Origin of the sequence: Salinivibrio sp. YCSC6, from assembly GCF_004916735.1 — a bacterium.
GTDB lineage: Bacteria > Pseudomonadota > Gammaproteobacteria > Enterobacterales > Vibrionaceae > Salinivibrio > Salinivibrio proteolyticus.
In genome coordinates this window covers 868,777-890,476 of the sequence record NZ_CP039516.1, presented here as the reverse complement: position 1 = coordinate 890,476, position 21,700 = coordinate 868,777, and the positions used below count along the sequence as shown (strand labels likewise).

The following is a 21,700-nucleotide window of genomic DNA, read 5'->3' as shown; positions in this document are numbered from 1 at the left end:
GTCGCCATGCGTACAGTAGTCTGGAAATCACTCGGAGAGTCACAAAAAGAAGGCTTAATGCGCCGCCCTGCAATCACAACCGGCGCCCAAACCCAAGCGAGCGTCACGGAGATTATCGCCGATGTCCGTGAGCGGGGAGATGAAAGCTTAAAAGCATTGACCCAAAAGTTTGATGGTGTCGAACTGGATAGCATCAAACTCGACAAAGGGACCTTGGCCGAGGCTGAAGCGCGCTTGGGAGAAGATATTAAACTCGCCCTACGCCAAGCCTACGATAACATCAGCACCTTTCACCGCGCGCAAAAAGCGCAGCCGTTGAAAGTCGAAACCATGCCAGGGGTGGTGTGTGAATCCATTACCCGCCCGATTAACCGCGTGGGGCTGTATATTCCCGGCGGCAGCGCGCCCTTGCCTTCTACCGTATTGATGTTGGGCGTGCCCGCACAAATTGCCGGCTGCCGAAAAGTGGTGCTTTGTACCCCACCGCCGGTGGCCGATGAAATTTTATACTGTGCCAAACTGTGCGAGATTGATGAGATTTATACCCTTGGCGGCGCACAAGCAGTGGCGGCGATGGCCTTTGGCACCCAAAGCGTGACCAAGGTGGATAAAATTTTTGGTCCGGGTAATGCCTATGTCACCGAAGCCAAACGGCAAGTGAGCCTCGCCGCTAATGGTGCGGCCATGGATATGCCTGCTGGCCCCTCGGAAGTGTTAGTGATTGCTGATGCTGGCGCAGATCCAGACTTTGTTGCCGCCGATTTACTCAGCCAAGCGGAGCACGGCCCCGACTCGCAAGTGGTGCTGGTGACCCCCGCGCCAGAAATGGCAGAGAAAGTGGCGGATGCGGTGCAGCAGCAATTAACCACGCTCAACCGCGCTGAGATTGCCAAACAAGCACTGGGCAGCAGTGTGATTATTATTGCCGACACCCTCACTCAGTGCGTGTCGATTTCTAACCGTTATGGGCCAGAGCACTTGATTGTGCAAACTCAACAGCCAAGGGATTTATTGCCACTGTTGGATAATGCTGGCTCGATTTTCTTGGGCGCATACTCGCCCGAGTCAGTGGGCGATTACGCCTCTGGCACCAATCACGTGCTCCCCACTTATGGTTATACGCGCACCTACAGCAGCCTTGGGCTGGCCGACTTTACCAAGCGAATGACAGTGCAACAGCTTAGTGACACGGGTTTGCAAGCACTGGGCCCAACAGTGATGCGTATTGCCGAAGCAGAAGGCTTGGATGCACACCGCCAAGCGGTCGAAATTCGTCTGACTAAACTACAACAAACTCAAGCCTCAGAGGACCCGTTAGCATGAGCATCGAAAAACTCGCCCGTGAGAAAGTACAAGCGCTCACCCCCTATCAGTCAGCCCGCCGCATCGGCGGTAGCGGGGATGTCTGGCTCAATGCTAACGAGTCACCCTTTGACAATGCTTACACCGTAAGCGGCCAAGGGCTCAATCGCTACTCCAGCTGCCAGCCGGCATCATTGATTAATGCCTATACAGACTATGCCGGCGTAGCAACGAACCAAGTCATCACCACTCGTGGCGCCGATGAAGGGATTGATTTGTTGCTGCGTGCCTTTTGCGAGCCAAACCAAGATAGCGTGCTGATTTGCCCGCCTACCTATGGCATGTATGCGGTCAGTGCAGAAAACCAAGGGATCGCCACCATCCAAGTCCCGCTCACCGCCGACTGGCAGCTGGACATGGCAGGGATTGATACCGCCTTGGAGGCAGATGCCAGCATCAAGCTTATCTTCGTGTGTAGCCCCAATAATCCAACCGGCAATCTGATTAACCGCGACGATATTGAAGAGCTACTCACCCGCACTCAAGATCGCGCGATTGTGGTGCTGGATGAGGCCTATATTGAATTTAGTCCAGAAGCGACCTGCACCGACTTGCTCGGACGCTTTGATAATCTGGCCATTTTGCGCACCCTATCAAAAGCGTTCGCTCTGGCGGGACTGCGTTGCGGCTTTACCCTCGCCAGCCCCGCGATTATTAACTTGATGCTCAAGGTGATCCCGCCGTATCCCGTGCCGGTCCCCGTAGCAGACATTGCCGAACAAGCACTCTCCGAGGCCGGTTTAGCGCGGATGAAATATCAAGTTTTAGACTTAACCGCCAACCGTGCCTACCTGCAAGCCGGTCTCAGTATGCTACCCGGCGTCGAGGTGCATCCGGGCTTTGGTAATTATCTGCTCATCACGCTAGATGACGCTGACGCGGTGTTCGCACGTTTAGGGCGTGCCGGCATGATTGTGCGTCAGACCGCCGTTGCCAACAGCTTGCGCATCAGCATTGGTAACCGTGACGAATGTGAAAAAGTGCTGGCCTTTATCCGCCAGCAACTCAGTGAATAAGGACAACCACTGTGAAAGACAAGATTTTATTTATTGACCGTGATGGCACCTTGATTGTGGAGCCGCCTGAAGATTATCAAGTAGATCGTCTGGATAAATTGGCCTTTGAGCCGGACGTGATCCCTGCACTACTCAGCCTGCAATCGGCGGGTTACACCTTGGTGATGGTGAGCAATCAAGATGGTCTGGGAACCGAGAGCTTCCCGCAAGCGGACTTTGATGCGCCACACAACATGATGATGGCCCTGTTTCGCTCACAAGGGATCCATTTTGAAGACGTACTGATTTGCCCGCACTTTGATAGCGATGACTGTAGCTGTCGCAAACCCAAACTAGGCTTGGTGAAAGACTATCTACAGCAAGGCCGAATTGATTTCGCCCAATCGGCGGTGATTGGCGATCGCGACACCGATATCACCTTAGCAAACAATATGGCGCTACAAGGCATCAAATACCAACGCGACGTGATGGGCTGGCCACAGATTGTCGAGCGTCTCACCCAGCAGCCGCGACTGGCCAGTGTCACTCGCACTACCAAAGAAACCGACATTCAGGTGGATGTAAACTTGGATAAGAGTGGCGGCAGCCGCATTGAAACTGGACTGGGCTTTTTTGACCACATGTTAGATCAAATTGCCACCCACGGCGGTTTTCAGCTCAACGTTCGCGTTAAAGGCGATTTGCACATCGACGACCACCACACCATTGAAGATACCGCCCTCGCGTTGGGCGACGCACTCAAACGGGCGCTGGGAGATAAGCGCGGCATTGGCCGCTTTGGGTTTAGCCTACCGATGGATGAATGCTTGGCGCAATGTGCGTTGGATTTATCCGGACGCCCCTATTTGAAATTTGAGGCCAGCTTCCCACAGCCACAAGTGGGCGATATGTCGACCGAAATGGTGGGACACTTCTTCCGCTCATTGACCGACACCTTGGCCTGTACTCTGCACCTGACGGTGTCGGGCGAAAACACCCACCACTTGGTGGAAAGCTTATTTAAAGCCTTTGGCCGCACCTTGCGTCAAGCCATCAAGGTCGAAGGCGACGCCTTGCCAAGCAGTAAAGGAGTGCTGTAATGCGCAAACAGACTGTCATTATCGATACCGGCTGCGCCAATGTGGCCTCAGTGCGCTTTGCTGTCGAGCGTCTCGGCTATCAAGCGACACTAAGCCGCGATCCGGACGTGGTGCTAGGGGCAGATAAACTCTTTTTGCCCGGCGTCGGCACGGCCAGCGAGGCGATGAAAAACCTCACCGAGCGCGGCTTGGTAGATTTGGTTAAGCAAGTCGAGCAACCGCTGCTGGGAATATGTCTTGGTATGCAAATGTTGGGGACGCACTCCGATGAAGGCGATAGCCCCGTTGAGTGCCTCGGCCACATCCCCGCGCCCACCAAACTGATGGATACCGCAGGGCAGCCTCTGCCTCACATGGGTTGGAACCGAGTCGCCACCGTCAATGACCATCCTCTGTTCGATGGTATTCCCGCAGGCAGCCACTTTTACTTTGTCCACAGTTACGCGATGCCGGTCGGTGATTACACCTTGGCACAATGTCATTATGGCCATGCGTTCAGTGCAGCCATTAATCAAGGCAACTACTTTGGAGTTCAGTTTCACCCCGAGCGTTCGGGCAAAGTAGGCGCGCGTTTGATTCAGAATTTTTTGGAGATGTAAGCAAGGATGATTATACCAGCACTCGACTTGATAGACGGCCAAGTGGTACGCCTTTATCAAGGAGATTATCAGCAAAAAACCGACTACAGTTTTGACCCGCGTGAGCAGTTTGCACGTTACCATCAAGCGGGAGCAGATTGGCTGCACCTCGTGGATTTAACCGGAGCCAAAGACCCAACCGCGCGTCAGGTCGATTTAATCACCGAGATTTTGCAATCAACGCCTGCCAATATCCAAATTGGCGGTGGCGTGCGCACCGAAATGGACGTGATTGAGCTGCTAAACACCGGTGCGCAGCGCGTAGTGATCGGCTCTACCGCAGTCAAATCCCCCGACTTGGTTAAAGGCTGGATGCAAACCTACGGCCCTGACCGCATTGTATTGGCACTCGACATTCACATCGACAGCGAGGGGACGCGACGCGTGGCGGTGTCGGGCTGGCAACAAGACTCCGGCGTCACCATTGAAGCGCTCCTCGACGATTATTTGTCCGTCGGGCTCAAGCATGTGCTGTGCACCGATATTTCCCGCGATGGCACCTTACAAGGCAGCAATGTGGCGCTTTACCGCGACTTGTGTCAGCGCTATCCGAACATTGCGTTTCAATCATCAGGCGGCATTGGCAGTCTCGAAGACATTCGCGCCTTACGCAACACTGGCGTCGCAGGCGTGATCGTCGGCCGCGCTCTACTGGAAGGCAACTTTAGCGCAGAGGAGGCGATCGCATGCTGGCAAAACGGATAATTCCTTGTTTGGACGTCCGCGACGGACAAGTGGTGAAAGGCGTGCAATTTCGCAATCACGAAATCATCGGCGATATCGTCCCGCTCGCCAAACGTTACGCCGAAGAAGGCGCTGACGAGCTGGTGTTTTATGACATCACCGCCTCCAGTGACAGCCGGGTGGTCGATAAAAGTTGGGTCAGTCGCGTCGCGGAAGTCATTGATATCCCCTTTTGCGTCGCCGGTGGAATTAAATCCGAAGCCGATGCCCAACAAATCTTGGAATTCGGCGCGGATAAGATATCGATTAATTCACCGGCTTTGGCCGACCCAAGTTTGATCACGCGGCTGGCCAATAAGTTTGGCGTGCAGTGCGTAGTGGTTGGGATTGATTCCTTCTTCGATGAAGCGACCGGGCAATATCAAGTCTATCAATTTACCGGCGATGAAAGCCGTACTCAGGCCACGCCTTGGCAAACCGCTGCCTGGGTTGAGGAAGTCCAACAGCGAGGCGCGGGCGAAATCGTACTCAATATGATGAACCGAGATGGCGTGCGCCAAGGCTATGACTTAACCCAACTAAAAATGGTGAGAGAGCGCTGTCAGGTGCCTCTGATTGCCTCCGGCGGTGCCGGTGAAATTTCCCATTTCGCCGACGCCTTTTTACAAGCGAATGTCGATGGCGCGCTGGCCGCTTCGGTGTTTCACAAGCAAATCATCGCGATAAGCGAATTAAAACAAGCATTAAAACAACAAGGGATCGAGGTAAGAGTATGACGGCAGCATGGGTAGAACGTATCGATTGGGAGAAAAACGCCGGCTTGGTGCCTGCGATTATCCAACACAGCGATAGCGGCCAAGTATTAATGCTGGGCTACATGAATGCCGATGCACTGAACGCGACGCTCGAAACCGGTCGCGTCACCTTTTGGTCACGCAGTAAATCACGCCTTTGGGTAAAAGGCGAAAGCTCCGGCCATGTGTTGAGCCTTGAGCACATTGCACTCGATTGCGATCAAGACACCTTGTTGGTCACGGCAACGCCTCACGGGCCCACCTGTCACCTCGGCACGACCACCTGCTTTGACAGTGACAATAAACCGCCACATACCGGCCCCGGCTTTTTGTCGAGCCTAGAGCAAGTGCTTGCCAGCCGCAAAGACGCCGAACCTGATGCGTCTTACACCGCAAGCTTATTTGCCAAAGGCACCAAGCGTATCGCGCAAAAAGTGGGAGAAGAAGGGGTCGAAGTCGCCCTCGCGGCCACGGCAGGCGATAAGGCCGAGCTATTAAACGAAAGCGCCGACTTGCTTTATCACCTTTTGGTATTACTGCAAGACCAAGAGCTTAGCCTCCATCAAGTGACCGAAGTCCTCGCTTCTCGCCATCAAGGCTAACGCCCACGCACGCGTTAGCGTAAACAAAGTCCCTCCAAAGCGCCGCCCACATGCGGCGCTTTGGATCCAGTGAATTTTGCCAATCCCACACCAGAACACCGTAGCAGATCGCCAAATCTTGCTCAGATCAGTTAAACTGCCTGTATTCCCGACAGTTAGTGACAAGGCGTCCTATGTTTAACGGTAAATCCATTCTGATCACCGGCGGTACTGGTTCTTTTGGTAAAAAGTACGTCCGCACCCTGCTTGAACGCTATCAACCACGTCGCCTCGTGGTGCTCTCTCGCGATGAGCTCAAGCAATATGAAATGCAGCAAACCTTTAACGCCCCTTGCATGCGCTATTTTATCGGCGATGTGCGTGATGGCGATCGCTTAATGCAAGCGATGCAAGGCATTGACTATGTGATTCATGCTGCTGCACTCAAGCAGGTACCTGCCGCCGAATACAACCCGATGGAGTGTATCAAGACCAACATTCACGGTGCAGAGAATGTGATTCGAGCCGCGATTGCCAACGGGGTCGAAAAGGTGATTGCGCTCTCGACCGATAAAGCCGCCAGCCCCAATAATCTCTATGGCGCCACCAAACTGTGTTCAGATAAATTGTTTGTCGCCGCTAACAATATGACCGGGGGCCAAAAGACACGTTTTTCGGTGGTGCGCTATGGCAATGTGGTCGGCTCGCGCGGCTCTGTGGTGCCTTTGTTTAAGAAAAAGGCAGCGGAAGGCGTAATGCATGTGAATTAAGCTGAGTTACGTCTTTTAGAAGGCCTAGTCGCATAGCGATTGGGCCTTTTCTTCACTGCTCTTGGGTATGTCCTCTCTCGCCTCTCTGGAAGTACAAAGCTCTCTGCCATGTCGAGGATATATCGGAGCACTTCTGGGTATCTTCCAGGTGCGACAGCCGGGAGCATCTGCAACTGACTCACTAAAAATATTGATGCCTGCTTAAAGCCTATTTGGTATGGCATTACCGTGTTCAATGAATACGCCATCTGGCACATCATAAAACGCAGTAGGTTGTAGGCGAGCAACATCCCCCAAAGCTCCTGTTTAACTAACGCCGGTGTTTTACTTCTTAGCGTAAGGCTATTTTGAAGCATGTACTGCTTCATCTCTCGATAGCCTAATTCGATTTCCCAACGATGACTGTAGAGCTCTGTAATATCGGCCCCTATATACCGCTTGGGGTCGGTCATTGACGTCAGCAGTTTGACCTCTTTCCCTTTGACCTTGGTGGTAATGAGTCTCGCCTCCAGTGTATCTGGCGCATCAGCCCATTTCTTTTTCGCTTGAGCAGTTAGCGAGAGTTCAATTAGCTCCTGACCACGCCCCAGTTTTCTCAATGTCTTATATTGCGCCCCTTTTCGTAACGGAATTAGCCAGTGCCTCTCCTTACCTTGGCTTTGCCAACGATGGAGAAGCCCTAAGGCATAAAAGCCTTTGTCAAACAGGGTGAGGCTATTATCTGGGGCTTTATCGATAAGCTGAGCGGTCAGGTCAACCTCACTGACGGAGACGGAGTCAAAGGCAGCACTGTTAAGCAGATGACTCGTTAATTCCATATGGCAGACCATGCGAACTTGAGGATAGTCTGACGTCGTTGTTTTATTACCGGTTCGGCTAAAAGCCTTATCGTTGTCGGCCGTATCTGGTGTTCGCCAAACTACGCCATCAACAGCATGTAAAGTGAGTCCGTACCAGTCAGGATGTGGGGTCTTCTCATGCCACAATTGCTGAGTTTGGTTGAACACCGCTTCGACTGGCTTGTGCCCCAACTTCTTACGGGCATGGATAACCGCACTCGGCGCAACAAAGGGTTTCTTGCCCGGTAGCAATATATCTAGCTGAGAGACCACCTTACTCATCGATAGATGCCGATAAAGTGACATTCCCACAACGCTCCATACCATCAATTCCATGGGGAGCCTACGCTTACGAATCGTCGCGACGCCTGTGTCCTCAAGACATTGGTGAATGAGTTCAGGGCAAAGGAGATCGGATAGACCATTGAGTTGGTCAGCAGAGAATTGATGTATTCGGTCGAGGGCTTGTCTTAAGAACATAAAAAAATCCGAGTGTGCAGAAACACTCGGATTTTGACACCCTCTCAGGATCGTTCAACCGATCATTTTTTGCTTAACTGATCGGCATTAAGCGGAAGGCGCGGATCATTTGCCCATTACTCACCCTGAAATGACCCGCTTTTGGATTACCTTGCAGCAAGGGGTGGATTTCGTGCTGAAAAACTTTTCGCGCATGTATGGCGGAGAAATATTTGTTCCTAAGATCCCATCAGTTCGCCTGACGGATCTCGCCAGCGCCTATGCCCCGAACACACCCGTCAAGGTGATAGGCATTCGCCCCGGCGAAAAAATGCATGAAGTGATGTGTCCGGCTGACGATGCCCATCTGACGCTCGAATTTGCCGAGCATTACGTGATTTGCCCAACAATTAAGTTCTACGACGCCGATTATGACTACCGAGAAAATGCGTTGGGCGAAAAAGGACAGCCCGTGCCAGAGGGCTTTGAGTATCAATCAGGCACTAACCCAGATGTGTTAACCGTCGAGGCCATTTTGCAACTCGACGCCGAGCAGTAAAGGAGTATGGCGTTGATCCCATACGGAAAGCAGCATCTTAGTGAGCAAGACTACGCCGCTGTGCTTGAGGTGCTAAAAAGTGATTATCTGACGCAAGGCCCGCAAGTTCCGGCTTTTGAAGCCGCCGTCGCCGAACTCACCGGGGCTGCACATGCGGTCGCCGTCAATAGCGCTACATCTGCCCTGCATCTCGCTTGTCTGGCCCTAGGACTAGGCCCAGGCGATCGTTTATGGACCTCGCCCATTACCTTTGTCGCGTCAGCCAATTGTGGTCGATACTGTGGTGCCGAGGTGGACTTTGTCGATATCGACCCGAACACACGTAACCTATGCCCCCAGCAGCTCGCGAAAAAGCTAGCGCAAGCGGCCGCTACTCACACCTTGCCCAAAGTGCTGGTGGTGGTGCATATGGCCGGTGCCAGTGCGCCAATGGCCGAGATTGCCGCGCTCGCTAAGCGTTATCAGGTGGCCATTATTGAGGATGCGTCACATGCGATGGGCGCCCACTATCAAGAAGCGGCGGTGGGTGGATGCCAGTACAGCGATATTAGCGTGTTTAGTTTTCATCCGGTCAAAGTAGTTACCGCGGGAGAGGCTGGGGTTGCCACCACCCAAAGTGCCACATTGGCGAAAGCACTGAGTCAGTTGCGTAGCCACGGGATCACCCGTGACGCAGAAGATAGCCACGCTAGCTTACCGCCTTGGGGTTATGAGCAGCATGCATTGGGGATGAACTATCGCCTCTCGGATATTCATGCCGCACTTGGCCGTTCACAGTTAACCCAGCTTCGTTCCTTTATCGCCAAACGGTTTTCACTTGCCGAGCGTTACCATCAGGCACTGGCGGATTTGCCCGTCAAGCGGCCCGTTTTAGACCCTGAATCGGCATGGCATTTGTATTTGATTGAGCTTGAGCACGCCGATACACGCCGCGCCGTTTTTGAAGCAATGCGTGCGCAAGGCATTGGCGTGAACGTGCACTATATTCCCGTGCATACGCAACCTTACTATCAGGCACTGGGCTTCCAGCCCGGAGACTTCCCGCTTGCCGAACAGTATTACGCGGGCGCACTCACTTTGCCGCTTTACCCCGATTTAACCGAGCAACAGCAAGATACAGTGATTGCTGCGCTACAAAAAGCCATTGAGGACGCGTGACCGATGAATGTATGTATTATTCCCGCCCGAGGTGGCAGCAAACGCATTCCGGGCAAGAACCTCAAACTGTTTAACGGGGCGCCCATTATCACTTATGCCATTGCGACAGCACGTCAAAGTGGGCTATTCGATCGCGTCTTGGTCTCCACCGATTGCGACGACATTGCCAGTGTGGCGCGCGATGCAGGCGCTGAAGTGCCTTTTGTACGTCCCGCCGAGATTGCCGGTGATCACGCTACTACCTTGGATGTGCTTGAGCATGCGATCCAGTGGCTTAACCAGTCGCCACAGCACACGCCTTTGCACGCGGTATGCTGCCTGTATGCGACCACTCCCTTTGTTACCACGGATGACTTGCGCCAAGGCTTAGCGTTACTGAACGGCGACACCGTCAAATACAGTTTTGCCGCCACCCGCTACGCCTTTCCAATTCAGCGCAGTATTCATGTCGATGCCGATGGCAGTGTCAGCATGTTGTGGCCCGAGCACTTCACCACTCGTTCACAAGACTTACAACCGGCGTACCACGATGCGGGAATGTTTTACTGGGGCACGCCAAGTGCGTTTTTAGCGCGCGAGCCGGTTTTTGCGCCCCACTCGAAAGCCGTGTTGATCCCTCATTACCGCGTGCAAGACATTGATGAACCTGACGACTGGCTACGCGCTGAGCTAATGTATCAACTGTTGGAGCAACAGGCCTTGCTATGAGCCATATTGCCATTCGAGTCGATGCCTCCCAAGCAATAGGCACCGGGCACGTCAGCCGCATGCACGTGTTGGCTAGCATGCTACAAGGATCTGGTCATCAGGTAACCTTAGTCTGTCGCGACTTACCCGGTAACTTGATAGCGTTGAGCCAAGAGCAAGGCTTAACAGTGGCGGTGTTGCCTGCCCCCAAAAACTTGCTTAGCAACACCGATTGGCTGGGTGTGAGCCAGTGGCAAGATGCCGAAGAGACAACCGCATGCGTGGCTAACCAGCCGGTGGATTTGATGGTGGTGGATCATTACGCCCTCGATGCCCGCTGGGAGCAGTCAATTCACATCCAATTGTGCTGTCCGGTGATGGTAGTCGATGATTTAGCCAATCGGCCCCACGATTGCGCGTTTTTGCTCGATCAAAATCCTTGGCCTGATCTCACCACGCGCTACGCATCACGGCTTGTAAATCCACAAACCCGATGCTTATTGGGGCCAGACTATGCACTATTGCGTCCAGCATTTGCCGCCTTACATCAGTCTCCGCCGCCGCGGGAAGATAAGGTAATCGCCTTTTTCTCCGGCACGGACCCGACCGGTGAAAGCCGCAAGCTCGTGGACGCGGTGAAGCACCTAGAAGCCGTTCAACACCTAGAAGAAGAGCAAAAGCTCGATAGGCTGCCTTTCTCGCTATTAATTGTCACCGGCCGGCGTAACCCAGACCGCGATGCATTGTGTAAAGAGCCTGTCCCCGAAGGGGTTAGCGTAGTGGAAGCACTGTCGGACTTTGATGCCCACATGGCACGGGCACGCTATGCGTTTGGGGCGGCCGGTGTGACCGCCATTGAGCGCAGCTGCTTGGGGGTTCCGAGCACCTTGGTGTGTGTGGCGGAAAACCAACACGCCATGGCCGAGTATCTCGCCGGACAGCCGGGCTATCAATACTTAGGACGCGGTGAGCACACCCGCTGGCAAGATTACGCGTCTGCACTGCAGCATCTTGCGGCAAACTGGCATCAGCTTCCTACTCTGCCAGCGATCACCGATGGAAAAGGCGCAGAGCGCGTGGTCGCGGCCTTGGAGCATGACTTATGCAACTAATTTTTAAAGCGGTGAGTCACGCGGACAGTGATACCTTATGGCATTGGCGCAATCGTCCCGCTGTTCGCCAGTTTATGTACACTCAGCATGAAATTAGCCATGATGAGCACAAGGCATGGTTCAGCCATATGCTTGCCAACACGCACCGTTATTTCTATATCGTCTACAAGCGCGTAGACAGCCAACCAAACACCCCGCTTGGCGTGGTCAACCTTGACCTCGATAGCGAGAATAGGACAAATGCGACCTGGGCTTTTTATGCGGCCCCAGATGCACCGCGTGGCAGCGGCGCACTCATGGAATTTGGCGCATTAAGTTTAGCATTTGAGACCTTGGGTGTGACCCAGTTGAACTGTGAAGTGCTCAGTCATAACCAGGGAGTGGTTCGGCTACATCAACGCTTTGGCTTTCGTGAAACGCCGCAAAGTCGGCAACGCACCTTTTCCCTGCCTGAGGGAAAAACAGTCGAGATTGTGTGCCTGTCTTTGTCCGCTGATGAGTGGCAGCAAGACGCCAGCGCCCTTCAAACCAAACTGAATATCGATGCGGTTTATGAACAACGACATTAAAATTGCAGGCCGTTTGATCGGTCCCCAGCATCCTCCCTATATCATTGCCGAAATGTCGGCCAACCATAATGGTAGCCTTGAGCTTGCCAAGCAAACCATCTCCATGGCCAAAGCCTGCGGTGCCGATGCTGTCAAAATGCAAAGCTATACCGCCGATACCATTACCCTTGATTGCGACCACGATGAGTTTCAGATCAAAGGCGGACTATGGGATGGTTATAGTCTCCATCAGCTATATCGCTGGGCACAAACCCCGTTTGAGTGGCACAAGCCGTTATTTGATCACGCACGAAAGGAGGGTATCACCCTATTCTCTTCTCCTTTTGATTGCTCAGCGATTAACTTGCTCGAGGATCTTAACGCCCCCGCCTATAAAATTGCCTCGTTCGAGGCGATTGATTTGCCTTTGATTCGCTATGCCGCGCAAACCGGTAAACCGATGATCATCTCAACCGGCATGGCTGACGAGACAGAGATCGCCGAGGCGGTAGCGACCGCCCGTGATAACGGCTGTCGTGAGCTGGTGTTGCTTCATTGTATCAGCGCCTACCCCGCGCCGATGGAACAAAGCCATCTGCGAACCATTCCAACCTTAGCCAGCCGCTATCAAACATTGGCGGGTTTATCCGATCATTCGCTGACCAATACCGCCGCGATCGCAGCCGTGGCACTCGGCGCGTGCGTGATTGAAAAACATGTGATGCTCTCTGAAAATTCGGGAGGCCCGGATGCTGCTTTCTCGCTTACGCCACCTGCACTGAGTGCGCTTTGTGAGCAAACCCACGCGGCGTGGCAAGCGTTAGGAGAAAGCGCCCTCACCACCCGAGAGGCCGAGTCGAGCAACCGTCAATTTAGGCGCTCTTTGTATGTCTGTGAGGATATCGCGCCCGGTGAGCCACTCACGCCCGATAATGTGCGCAGTATTCGTCCTGGCTTTGGGTTGGCGCCGAAACACTATGATGCGGTGCTCGGAAAACGCGCGACATGCGCGTTAACCAAAGGCACCGCGTTGTCGTGGGAGGATATAAACTGATTGTCTAAGTGGGTCATTCCCGAGACCACAAACCAAAAAACCCGGCGAATGAGCCGTAATGCCGATCAGTTAAGCAAAAAATGATCGGTTGAACGATCCTGAGAGGGTGTCAAAATCCGAGTGTTTCTGCACACTCGGATTTTTTTATGTTCTTAAGACAAGCCCTCGACCGAATACATCAATTCTCTGCTGACCAACTCAATGGTCTATCCGATCTCCTTTGCCCTGAACTCATTCACCAATGTCTTGAGGACACAGGCGTCGCGACGATTCGTAAGCGTAGGCTCCCCATGGAATTGATGGTATGGAGCGTTGTGGGAATGTCACTTTATCGGCATCTATCGATGAGTAAGGTGGTCTCTCAGCTAGATATATTGCTACCGGGCAAGAAACCCTTTGTTGCGCCGAGTGCGGTTATCCATGCCCGTAAGAAGTTGGGGCACAAGCCAGTCGAAGCGGTGTTCAACCAAACTCAGCAATTGTGGCATGAGAAGACCCCACATCCTGACTGGTACGGACTCACTTTACATGCTGTTGATGGCGTAGTTTGGCGAACACCAGATACGGCCGACAACGATAAGGCTTTTAGCCGAACCGGTAATAAAACAACGACGTCAGACTATCCTCAAGTTCGCATGGTCTGCCATATGGAATTAACGAGCCATCTGCTTAACAGTGCTGCCTTTGACTCCGTCTCCGTCAGTGAGGTTGACCTGACCGCTCAGCTTATCGATAAAGCCCCAGATAATAGCCTCACCCTGTTTGACAAAGGCTTTTATGCCTTAGGGCTTCTCCATCGTTGGCAAAGCCAAGGTAAGGAGAGGCACTGGCTAATTCCGTTACGAAAAGGGGCGCAATATAAGACATTGAGAAAACTGGGGCGTGGTCAGGAGCTAATTGAACTCTCGCTAACTGCTCAAGCGAAAAAGAAATGGGCTGATGCGCCAGATACACTGGAGGCGAGACTCATTACCACCAAGGTCAAAGGGAAAGAGGTCAAACTGCTGACGTCAATGACCGACCCCAAGCGGTATATAGGGGCCGATATTACAGAGCTCTACAGTCATCGTTGGGAAATCGAATTAGGCTATCGAGAGATGAAGCAGTACATGCTTCAAAATAGCCTTACGCTAAGAAGTAAAACACCGGCGTTAGTTAAACAGGAGCTTTGGGGGATGTTGCTCGCCTACAACCTACTGCGTTTTATGATGTGCCAGATGGCGTATTCATTGAACACGGTAATGCCATACCAAATAGGCTTTAAGCAGGCATCAATATTTTTAGTGAGTCAGTTGCAGATGCTCCCGGCTGTCGCACCTGGAAGATACCCAGAAGTGCTCCGATATATCCTCGACATGGCAGAGAGCTTTGTACTTCCAGAGAGGCGAGAGAGGACATATCCAAGAGCAGTGAAGAAAAGGCCCAATCGCTATGCGACTAGGCCTTCTAAAAGACGTAACTCAGCTTAATTCACATGCATTAGGCGAATGAGCCGGGTTTTATCATCGTGCGATAATACTATTATTACATTTGCGCAATCATGTCGTCTGCAAACTCAGAGCACTTACGTAGGCTCGCACCTTCCATTTGACGCTCGAAGTCATAGGTCACAGTTTTGTTGGCGATGGCTTTTTCCATTGATTTGATCACCAAATCAGCGGCTTCAAACCAGCCCATGTGACGCAGCATCATTTCTGCTGACAGGATAAGCGAACCTGGGTTTACCTTGTCTTGGCCCGCGTATTTTGGCGCCGTGCCGTGGGTGGCTTCAAACAGTGCCACACCGTCACCAATGTTGGCACCTGGGGCGATACCAATACCACCAACCTGCGCTGCCAAAGCATCAGATACGTAATCACCATTCAAGTTCATGGTGGCAATCACATCATACTCTGCAGGGCGCAACAGGATTTGCTGCAAGAAAGCATCTGCGATGGAATCTTTAATAATGATTTCTTTACCGGTTTTTGGATTTTTCATCGTCATCCACGGACCGCCATCAAGCAACTCGGCACCAAACTCTTTATTGGCTACTTCGTATGCCCAATCTTTAAACGCCCCTTCGGTAAACTTCATAATGTTACCTTTGTGGACGATGGTCAGTGAGTCGCGATCGTTATCGATGGTGTACTCGATAGCCGCACGAACCAGACGCTTGGTACCTTCTTCAGAAATCGGCTTGATACCGATACCACACTGCTCTGGGAAACGGATTTTGTTGGCACCCATTTCTTCGCGCAGGAATTTAATCACTTTATCGGCTTCTGCGGTGCCCGCTTTAAACTCGACACCCGCGTAGATGTCTTCTGAGTTTTCACGGAAGATCACCATATCCGTGTCTTCTGGCTTTTTCAGTGGGCTAGGAACGCCAGTGAAGTAGCGAACAGGACGCGCGCAGATGTAGAGATCGAGTTCTTGACGAAGGGCTACGTTCAGAGAACGAATACCACCACCCACAGGGGTTGTCAGTGGACCTTTGATGGCAACTTTGTATTCACGAATAAAATCAAGTGTTTCAGCAGGCAGCCATTGATCATCACCGTATACCTTGGTGGATTTCTCACCGGTGTAGATTTCCATCCATGAAATCTTACGCTCACCGTTGTAGGCCTTAGCAACTGCTGCATCAACAACTTTAATCATTGCAGGGCTAACATCCATCCCGATGCCGTCCCCTTCAATGTAAGGGATGATTGGGTGGTTAGGGACTACCAGTTTTGTGCCGTCGAGCGTGATCTTCTGACCTTCCGCCGGTACAACTACTTTACTTTCCATTTTAATCTCCTAGCGTCCATTTGTTATCTTTGTGTAAGATGCGCACTGAGGATACTTGAATTCAGGCAACACGCCAAACAGATTATTACGTGTATAATACGGAAGTCTCATTTGCCGTTTAATCTATTTGACAGTCCTTATGACCAAGAAACCCCGCGCCAAGCCAGCATCTAACACTGTTTTAAACACACCGAAAAAAGCGCTAACAGCACCGCCCACTCAAGCTTCACCCCCACGCACTACACGCGTTATTCTCGTTAACAAACCGTATAATATGTTAACGCAATTCAGTGGCGAACCCGCCGATAGCACATTAGCCGACATCGTATCGGTCAAAGATGTCTATCCAGCCGGTCGGCTTGATAAGGACAGCGAGGGGTTGCTGGTCCTCACCAATAACGGCGCCTTACAAGCAAGACTGACCCAGCCGTCCTCCAAATCTGCCAAAACCTATTGGGTGCAAGTTGAAGGCGAACCCAGCGAAGAGGCAATCCAAGCACTTTGCGACGGTGTCGAATTAAAAGATGGCCTCACGCTGCCTGCCGATGTCACCAAAATGGCACCACCCACCGTTTGGGAACGCCATCCCCCGGTTCGTTATCGCGCAAACATTCCTACCACTTGGTTAAAAGTGGTTTTGCGTGAAGGGCGAAACCGGCAAGTACGCCGCATGACTGCACATATCGGCCACCCGACGCTGCGCTTGATCCGCGCTCAGCTGGGCCCGTGGCAACTGGAGGATTTACAGCCGGGCCAGTGGCGTGAAGTGGATCCCCCGAAAGGCTTTGAGCAATTCACCCCTAAACCGAAAGGCGCAAAAGGGAAAGCACCACGTAGGCGCACTCGCTCGTCCAAGCGCGCACCGTCGAAGAAACGCAATGAGTACTAGGAATACCTGAACACACCATCGATCGATTTGCGCACACAGCCCCTCCGCGCCAAGGATGGCGCGGCATCCAATCCCAAGTATTAACCCTCATTGTTATGAATAGTATTAACATATGCCGGATCAGTCACAGGTCACGCGACCATCACCCCACCCATCTACTTTCTTTGGATAACGGCTAACATGTGAGCCTTATCACATCTGTATCCGACGAATGGATTCTGTTAAACTCAGCGTCCGTTTATTGATAGCAGCATTTGTGATCACCATGTCAGATAACAGCAGCAAAAAAGTGATTGTCGGAATGTCCGGCGGTGTTGATTCGTCCGTTTCTGCCTACTTGTTGAAACAACAGGGTTATCAGGTCGAAGGCCTGTTTATGAAAAACTGGGAAGAGGATGACAACGAAGAATACTGCTCTGCTGCAGAAGACTTGGCCGATGCACAAGCTGTCTGCGATAAGCTAGGCATTGAACTGCACACCATCAACTTCGCCGCTGAGTATTGGGATAATGTTTTCGAGCACTTCCTAACGGAGTACAAAGCAGGCCGCACGCCTAATCCAGACATTCTTTGTAACAAAGAAATCAAATTTAAGGCATTTCTCGAATTTGCTGACGAAGTGCTAGACGCTGACTACATTGCTATGGGTCACTATGTACGCCGTTCGTTCCCAGAAAATGGCGAAAAAGCACAAATGCTGCGCGGCTTGGACAACAATAAAGATCAAAGCTATTTCTTATATACATTGAGCCATGAGCAAATCGCGCGGAGTCTGTTCCCCGTGGGCGAACTGGAAAAGCCACAAGTACGCCAAATTGCTGAAGAACAAGGCCTCGTGACCGCGAAAAGAAAGACTCGACCGGTATTTGTTTTATTGGTGAGCGCAAGTTTACTGATTTTCTTGCTAAGTACTTGCCGGCACAACCGGGCCCGATTGAAACCACGGACGGCAACGTCATTGGTGAACACCAAGGCCTGATGTATCACACACTCGGCCAACGAAAAGGGCTGGGAATTGGCGGCATGAAAGGCGGTAATGGTAAAGAAGAGCCTTGGTATGTGGTCGATAAAGATGTCGCGCGCAATGTACTGATTGTCGGTCAGGGTCACGACCATCCTCGTTTGTATTCAGAAGGCTTAATTGCCGCCCAATTGCACTGGGTCGATCGCGAAGTTATCACTGAGCCACGTCGCTGTGCGGTGAAAACACGATACCGTCAGCACGATATATCATGTACTATCACGCCTATCGATAATGACACGATTAAAGTTACTTTCGATGAACCGCAAATTGCCGTTACCCCTGGCCAATCTGCCGTGTTTTTATGATGGCGACGTTTGTCTTGGCGGTGGCATCATCGAGCAACGCATTTAAGGAGCCGTGATCAGTGGCAGAGACGATTTATGATCGCACCCTCGCCTTTGCGAGCATTTGTCAAGCAGCCAAGTTGGTGCAAGATGTATCCCGTCAGGGATATTGCGACCAAGATGCGCTGCGCACCAGTTTAAGCAGCATAATTGTGACCAACCCTTCCTCGACCCTCGACGTCTTCGTGGTGAGGCGGGGGAAATCACAGGTGATGGCGAACGCGGCCTACGTATTGGCTTGGAAACACTGATCCATCAACTCGATAACGGCCGTAATGGGACGGAGCTGACGCGCTATCTCATCAACCTATTGGCTTTAGAGCGTAAGCTTGCCAGTCGCCGTGATGCGATGGCCCAGCTCGGTGATCGTATTGAAACCATCGAGCGCCAAGTCAGCCATTTCGATTTACTCGATGAGCAGATGATCAGTAACCTTGCCAGCATTTACCTCGACGTGATCAGCCCGCTGGGCCCACGGATTCAAGTTTCTGGTGATCCTCAGCATTTACAACAAACCGGTGTTCAACATCGTGTGCGTGCCATTTTGCTGTCAGGGATCCGCAGTGCTGTATTATGGCGCCAAGTTGGCGGCAAACGCAGACACCTCATCTTTGGCCGCAAAAACATGGTTGAACAGGCCAAAATCATTCTAGCCCGTAACTAATCAGATTGAAACTCAGGAGACAAAAAATGGAACTGTCAGCGCTGACTGCTGTTTCCCCGGTCGATGGCCGATATGGCACGAAACGATTGCGTTTGCGATCGATTTTTAGTGAATTTGGATTATTGAAGTATCGTACCATCGTCGAGATCCGCTGGCTGCAAAAGCTTGCTGCGACTGACAGCATCACAGAAGTGCCTGCGTTTAGTGATGAGGCCAATGCATTATTGGATCGCATTGCCGCTGAATTTAGTGAGCAAGACGCTGCGCGCATCAAAGAGATTGAGCGCACCACCAACCATGACGTCAAAGCGGTTGAATACTTTTTAAAAGAAAAAGTGGCGGACAACCCTGAGCTGAATGCTGTTAACGAATTTATTCACTTCGCTTGTACCTCTGAAGACATCAATAACCTGTCTCACGCGCTGATGCTTAAAGAAGCGCGCGATACCGTTATCTTGCCTGAGATGAAGCGCCTTGAAGCGGCGGTGAAAGATCTGGCTCAGCAGTTCCGTGATGTGCCTATGCTCTCTCGCACCCACGGCCAGCCTGCGTCTCTTCGACCATGGGGTAAAGAGATGGCGAACGTTGCCTACCGCATGGCGCGCCAAAATCAAACAAGTCGAGAGTACTGAAATTCTCGGTAAGATCAACGGCGCAGTCGGTAACTACAATGCGCACCTCTCAGCCTATCCAGAGATTGATTGGCACGCATACAGCGAAGCCTTTGTCACCTCGCTTGGTATTGATTGGAACCCGTATACAACCCAAATTGAGCCGCACGATTACATTGCCGAGCTCTTTGATGCCGTCTCGCGCTTTAATACTATCTTGATCGATTTTGACCGCGATATCTGGGGCTATATTGCACTGGGTCACTTTAAGCAAAAAAACCGTTGCGGGCGAAATTGGTTCATCGACCATGCCACATAAAGTGAACCCGATTGATTTTGAAAACTCGGAAGGCAACCTAGGGTTGGCGAACGCGATTTTCTCTCATCTGGGCCAAAGCTACCGATTTCCCGTTGGCAGCGAGATCTGACTGACTCCACCGTGCTGCGTAACTTGGGCGTGGGTGTGGGCTACACCTTGATTGCTTATACCTCGACCCTTAAAGGGATCAGCAACTGGAAGTGAACAAGCGGCGCTCGAAGCTGAATTGGACAAAAACTGGGAAGTACTGGCAGAGCCCGTTCAAACCGTAATGCGTCGTTATGGGATTGAGAAGCCGTACGAGAAGCTGAAAGAGCTTACGCGCGGGAAACGTGTCGATGGTGAAGGCATGCGCCAGTTTATCGATGGCCTTGATTTGCCAGAGCATGAAAAAGCGCGTCTTAAGCAAATGACGCCTGCCAATTATATTGGTGATGCGGTCAAGCTCACTGACAAACTTTAAGCAAAACGCTCCCATACCTCACGGCCTCCATTTGGAGGCCGTTTTTTATCCCCCTCGCACCGCCCCGCTCAGCGCGTTATACTGCCGCAAATTTCTTAACCTGTGATGCTATGTATCAGTTTCAATTTTCCATTGCCGACTTTATGTCTACCTATTGGCACCAAGCGCCTACCGTTATCCGCCAAGGCTTTATAGACTTCGAGGATCCCATCGACCCAGAGGAAGTCGCAGGCTTGGCGATGGAAGCCGATATTGATTCTCGCATGGTGACACACGCGAATGGTCAATGGCAGGTTGCCCACGGACCGTTTGAGGATTTTAGCGACTTTCCTGATACTCACGCGCAACTGATTGTTCAGGCAGCCAACCACTGGCACCCGGGCGCCCGCGAGTTAGCCAGTGCCTTTTCGACACTGCCTCAGTGGTTATTCGACGATCTTATGGTGTGCTATTCCCAACCGCATGGCGGCGTTGGTCCTCATATTGATCAATATGATGTCTTTATTGTGCAAGGCCAAGGGCGTCGTCGCTGGCGTGTCGGACCCAAGGGACAGTATCAAGAAGCCAATTTGGAAACAGGTCTTAAGCAAATTACCGGCTTCGATGCCATCATCGATGTGGTGTTAGAGCCGGGCGATATTCTTTATATCCCACCAGGCTTTCCACACGAAGGCGATACCCTTGAGCCCTCGCTCAGTTACTCAATTGGCTATCGCTCACCAAAAGCCCGCGAGCTATTGAGTAGCTATGCCGACCAAGTTATCGTCGATGAAGCAGGCGACCATCATTTCCATTGGCCAGCCATGCAAGCGCAACCCGACGCGCCGGCAGCATTGGATCCACAACATCTCGCGCAAATGGATGAGATGATGATGGCGTTAATGCACGACGAAACCCGTAAAAAGCGCTGGATTGGCGAGTTTCTCTCTCAGGCTCGACACGAGCTCGACTTGCTCAGCCCCGATCCGCAGTGGCAGCCTGATAGCCTCAAAGCCGCCATGCAAGATGGGCTTTGCTTAGAAAAACTCAGTGGCTTGCGTGCGTTTTATCACCCAGACCAGCCTGAAATGATTTTTATGCTCGGTGAAAGCTTTGATTTACCCGCAGGGTGTGAGTCACTCACCCCAGCGTTATGTAATCAGCGCTTTATTGATTGGGAAACCCTCGGCGATGCCGCTGACAATAGCCTGTTTTGGCCGATGCTCACGCTTTGGGTCAATCGCGGCTACTGGTATCCTCTCGAGGAAGCACCAGAGTAACCGCGTCTCATC

17 protein-coding genes and 5 pseudogenes are annotated in these 21,700 nt (G+C 52.1%); 20 read left to right on the top strand and 2 right to left on the bottom strand.

From position 1 onward, the window contains the following. The first annotated feature begins 6 nt into the window (after window positions 1-6). The 8 genes and pseudogenes from hisD to E8E00_RS03905 form a co-directional block, all read left to right on the top strand. The gene (gene hisD, locus E8E00_RS03940) at window positions 7-1,323 is read left to right on the top strand and encodes a histidinol dehydrogenase (RefSeq protein WP_096629372.1); all 1,317 of its coding nucleotides are present in this window, start codon (window positions 7-9) and stop codon (window positions 1,321-1,323) included. Between the two features lie 2 nt (window positions 1,324-1,325). Further along, the gene (hisC, locus tag E8E00_RS03935) at window positions 1,326-2,378 is read left to right on the top strand and encodes a histidinol-phosphate transaminase (protein WP_096631467.1); all 1,053 of its coding nucleotides are present in this window, start codon (window positions 1,326-1,328) and stop codon (window positions 2,376-2,378) included. An 11-nt stretch (window positions 2,379-2,389) separates the two neighbouring features. After that, window positions 2,390-3,457 (top strand): bifunctional histidinol-phosphatase/imidazoleglycerol-phosphate dehydratase HisB, encoded by a 1,068-nt coding sequence (hisB, locus tag E8E00_RS03930; RefSeq protein ID WP_096629375.1) that lies wholly within the window; start codon window positions 2,390-2,392, stop codon window positions 3,455-3,457. Continuing rightward, the gene (gene hisH / locus E8E00_RS03925; RefSeq protein WP_077480805.1) at window positions 3,457-4,056 is read left to right on the top strand and encodes an imidazole glycerol phosphate synthase subunit HisH; all 600 of its coding nucleotides are present in this window, start codon (window positions 3,457-3,459) and stop codon (window positions 4,054-4,056) included. Before hisB ends, hisH begins: the two co-directional genes overlap by 1 nt. A 6-nt stretch (window positions 4,057-4,062) precedes the next feature. Continuing rightward, window positions 4,063-4,800, top strand: a complete 738-nt coding sequence (gene hisA, locus E8E00_RS03920) for a 1-(5-phosphoribosyl)-5-[(5-phosphoribosylamino)methylideneamino]imidazole-4-carboxamide isomerase (protein ID WP_096629378.1) — start codon at window positions 4,063-4,065, stop codon at window positions 4,798-4,800. Beyond that, window positions 4,782-5,555: an imidazole glycerol phosphate synthase subunit HisF gene (hisF, locus tag E8E00_RS03915; RefSeq protein WP_077578090.1), complete on the top strand. Its 774-nt coding sequence runs from the start codon at window positions 4,782-4,784 to the stop codon at window positions 5,553-5,555. Before hisA ends, hisF begins: the two co-directional genes overlap by 19 nt. After that, a complete protein-coding gene (gene hisIE, locus E8E00_RS03910) occupies window positions 5,552-6,175 on the top strand; it encodes a bifunctional phosphoribosyl-AMP cyclohydrolase/phosphoribosyl-ATP diphosphatase HisIE (protein ID WP_077459182.1) in 624 nt (207 codons plus the stop codon). The genes hisF and hisIE overlap by 4 nt, the downstream gene beginning before the upstream one ends. A gap of 173 nt (window positions 6,176-6,348) precedes the next feature. Beyond that, window positions 6,349-6,918: pseudogene (locus tag E8E00_RS03905) on the top strand (SDR family NAD(P)-dependent oxidoreductase); the annotation flags it as partial. Between the two features lie 2 nt (window positions 6,919-6,920). On the opposite strand, the gene E8E00_RS03900 reads toward E8E00_RS03905, so the two are convergent. Further along, a complete protein-coding gene (locus E8E00_RS03900; protein ID WP_096629381.1) occupies window positions 6,921-8,243 on the bottom strand; it encodes an IS4 family transposase in 1,323 nt (440 codons plus the stop codon). A 109-nt stretch (window positions 8,244-8,352) separates the two neighbouring features. Here E8E00_RS03900 and E8E00_RS03895 point away from each other — a divergent pair, with 109 nt between their 5' ends. From E8E00_RS03895 to E8E00_RS03865, 7 genes are all read left to right on the top strand, one after another. Next, window positions 8,353-8,781: a polysaccharide biosynthesis protein gene (locus tag E8E00_RS03895; RefSeq protein WP_240531905.1), complete on the top strand. Its 429-nt coding sequence runs from the start codon at window positions 8,353-8,355 to the stop codon at window positions 8,779-8,781. 12 nt (window positions 8,782-8,793) lie between these two features. Next, a complete protein-coding gene (pseC, locus tag E8E00_RS03890) occupies window positions 8,794-9,939 on the top strand; it encodes a UDP-4-amino-4,6-dideoxy-N-acetyl-beta-L-altrosamine transaminase (RefSeq protein WP_096631469.1) in 1,146 nt (381 codons plus the stop codon). Window positions 9,940-9,942: 3 nt separating this feature from the next. Continuing rightward, window positions 9,943-10,647 (top strand): pseudaminic acid cytidylyltransferase, encoded by a 705-nt coding sequence (gene pseF / locus E8E00_RS03885; protein WP_096629386.1) that lies wholly within the window; start codon window positions 9,943-9,945, stop codon window positions 10,645-10,647. Beyond that, window positions 10,644-11,738, top strand: coding sequence for a UDP-2,4-diacetamido-2,4,6-trideoxy-beta-L-altropyranose hydrolase (pseG, locus tag E8E00_RS03880; protein WP_096629388.1), 1,095 nt, complete (start codon window positions 10,644-10,646; stop codon window positions 11,736-11,738). The genes pseF and pseG overlap by 4 nt, the downstream gene beginning before the upstream one ends. Next, window positions 11,729-12,307, top strand: a complete 579-nt coding sequence (pseH, locus tag E8E00_RS03875; protein ID WP_096629391.1) for a UDP-4-amino-4,6-dideoxy-N-acetyl-beta-L-altrosamine N-acetyltransferase — start codon at window positions 11,729-11,731, stop codon at window positions 12,305-12,307. The genes pseG and pseH overlap by 10 nt, the downstream gene beginning before the upstream one ends. Then, the gene (gene pseI, locus E8E00_RS03870) at window positions 12,291-13,340 is read left to right on the top strand and encodes a pseudaminic acid synthase (protein ID WP_096629394.1); all 1,050 of its coding nucleotides are present in this window, start codon (window positions 12,291-12,293) and stop codon (window positions 13,338-13,340) included. The genes pseH and pseI overlap by 17 nt, the downstream gene beginning before the upstream one ends. A gap of 146 nt (window positions 13,341-13,486) precedes the next feature. Next, window positions 13,487-14,809 (top strand): IS4 family transposase, encoded by a 1,323-nt coding sequence (locus tag E8E00_RS03865; RefSeq protein WP_096629381.1) that lies wholly within the window; start codon window positions 13,487-13,489, stop codon window positions 14,807-14,809. A 55-nt stretch (window positions 14,810-14,864) separates the two neighbouring features. Here E8E00_RS03865 and icd read toward each other — a convergent pair whose 3' ends face one another. Then, the gene (gene icd / locus E8E00_RS03860; protein ID WP_096629397.1) at window positions 14,865-16,115 is read right to left on the bottom strand and encodes an NADP-dependent isocitrate dehydrogenase; all 1,251 of its coding nucleotides are present in this window, start codon (window positions 16,113-16,115) and stop codon (window positions 14,865-14,867) included. Between the two features lie 139 nt (window positions 16,116-16,254). On the opposite strand from icd, the pseudogene E8E00_RS03855 reads away from it, so the two are divergent. The 5 genes and pseudogenes from E8E00_RS03855 to E8E00_RS03835 form a co-directional block, all read left to right on the top strand. Beyond that, window positions 16,255-16,893: pseudogene (locus tag E8E00_RS03855) on the top strand (pseudouridine synthase); the annotation flags it as partial. A gap of 376 nt (window positions 16,894-17,269) precedes the next feature. Continuing rightward, window positions 17,270-18,379 (top strand): annotated as a pseudogene (mnmA, locus tag E8E00_RS03850) (tRNA 2-thiouridine(34) synthase MnmA). A gap of 13 nt (window positions 18,380-18,392) precedes the next feature. Then, window positions 18,393-19,036, top strand: a pseudogene (gene hflD, locus E8E00_RS03845) (high frequency lysogenization protein HflD). Window positions 19,037-19,062: 26 nt separating this feature from the next. Next, a pseudogene (gene purB / locus E8E00_RS03840) lies at window positions 19,063-20,429 on the top strand (adenylosuccinate lyase). Window positions 20,430-20,539: 110 nt separating this feature from the next. Then, the gene (locus tag E8E00_RS03835) at window positions 20,540-21,688 is read left to right on the top strand and encodes a cupin domain-containing protein (protein ID WP_096629403.1); all 1,149 of its coding nucleotides are present in this window, start codon (window positions 20,540-20,542) and stop codon (window positions 21,686-21,688) included. Window positions 21,689-21,700: the final 12 nt, after the last annotated feature.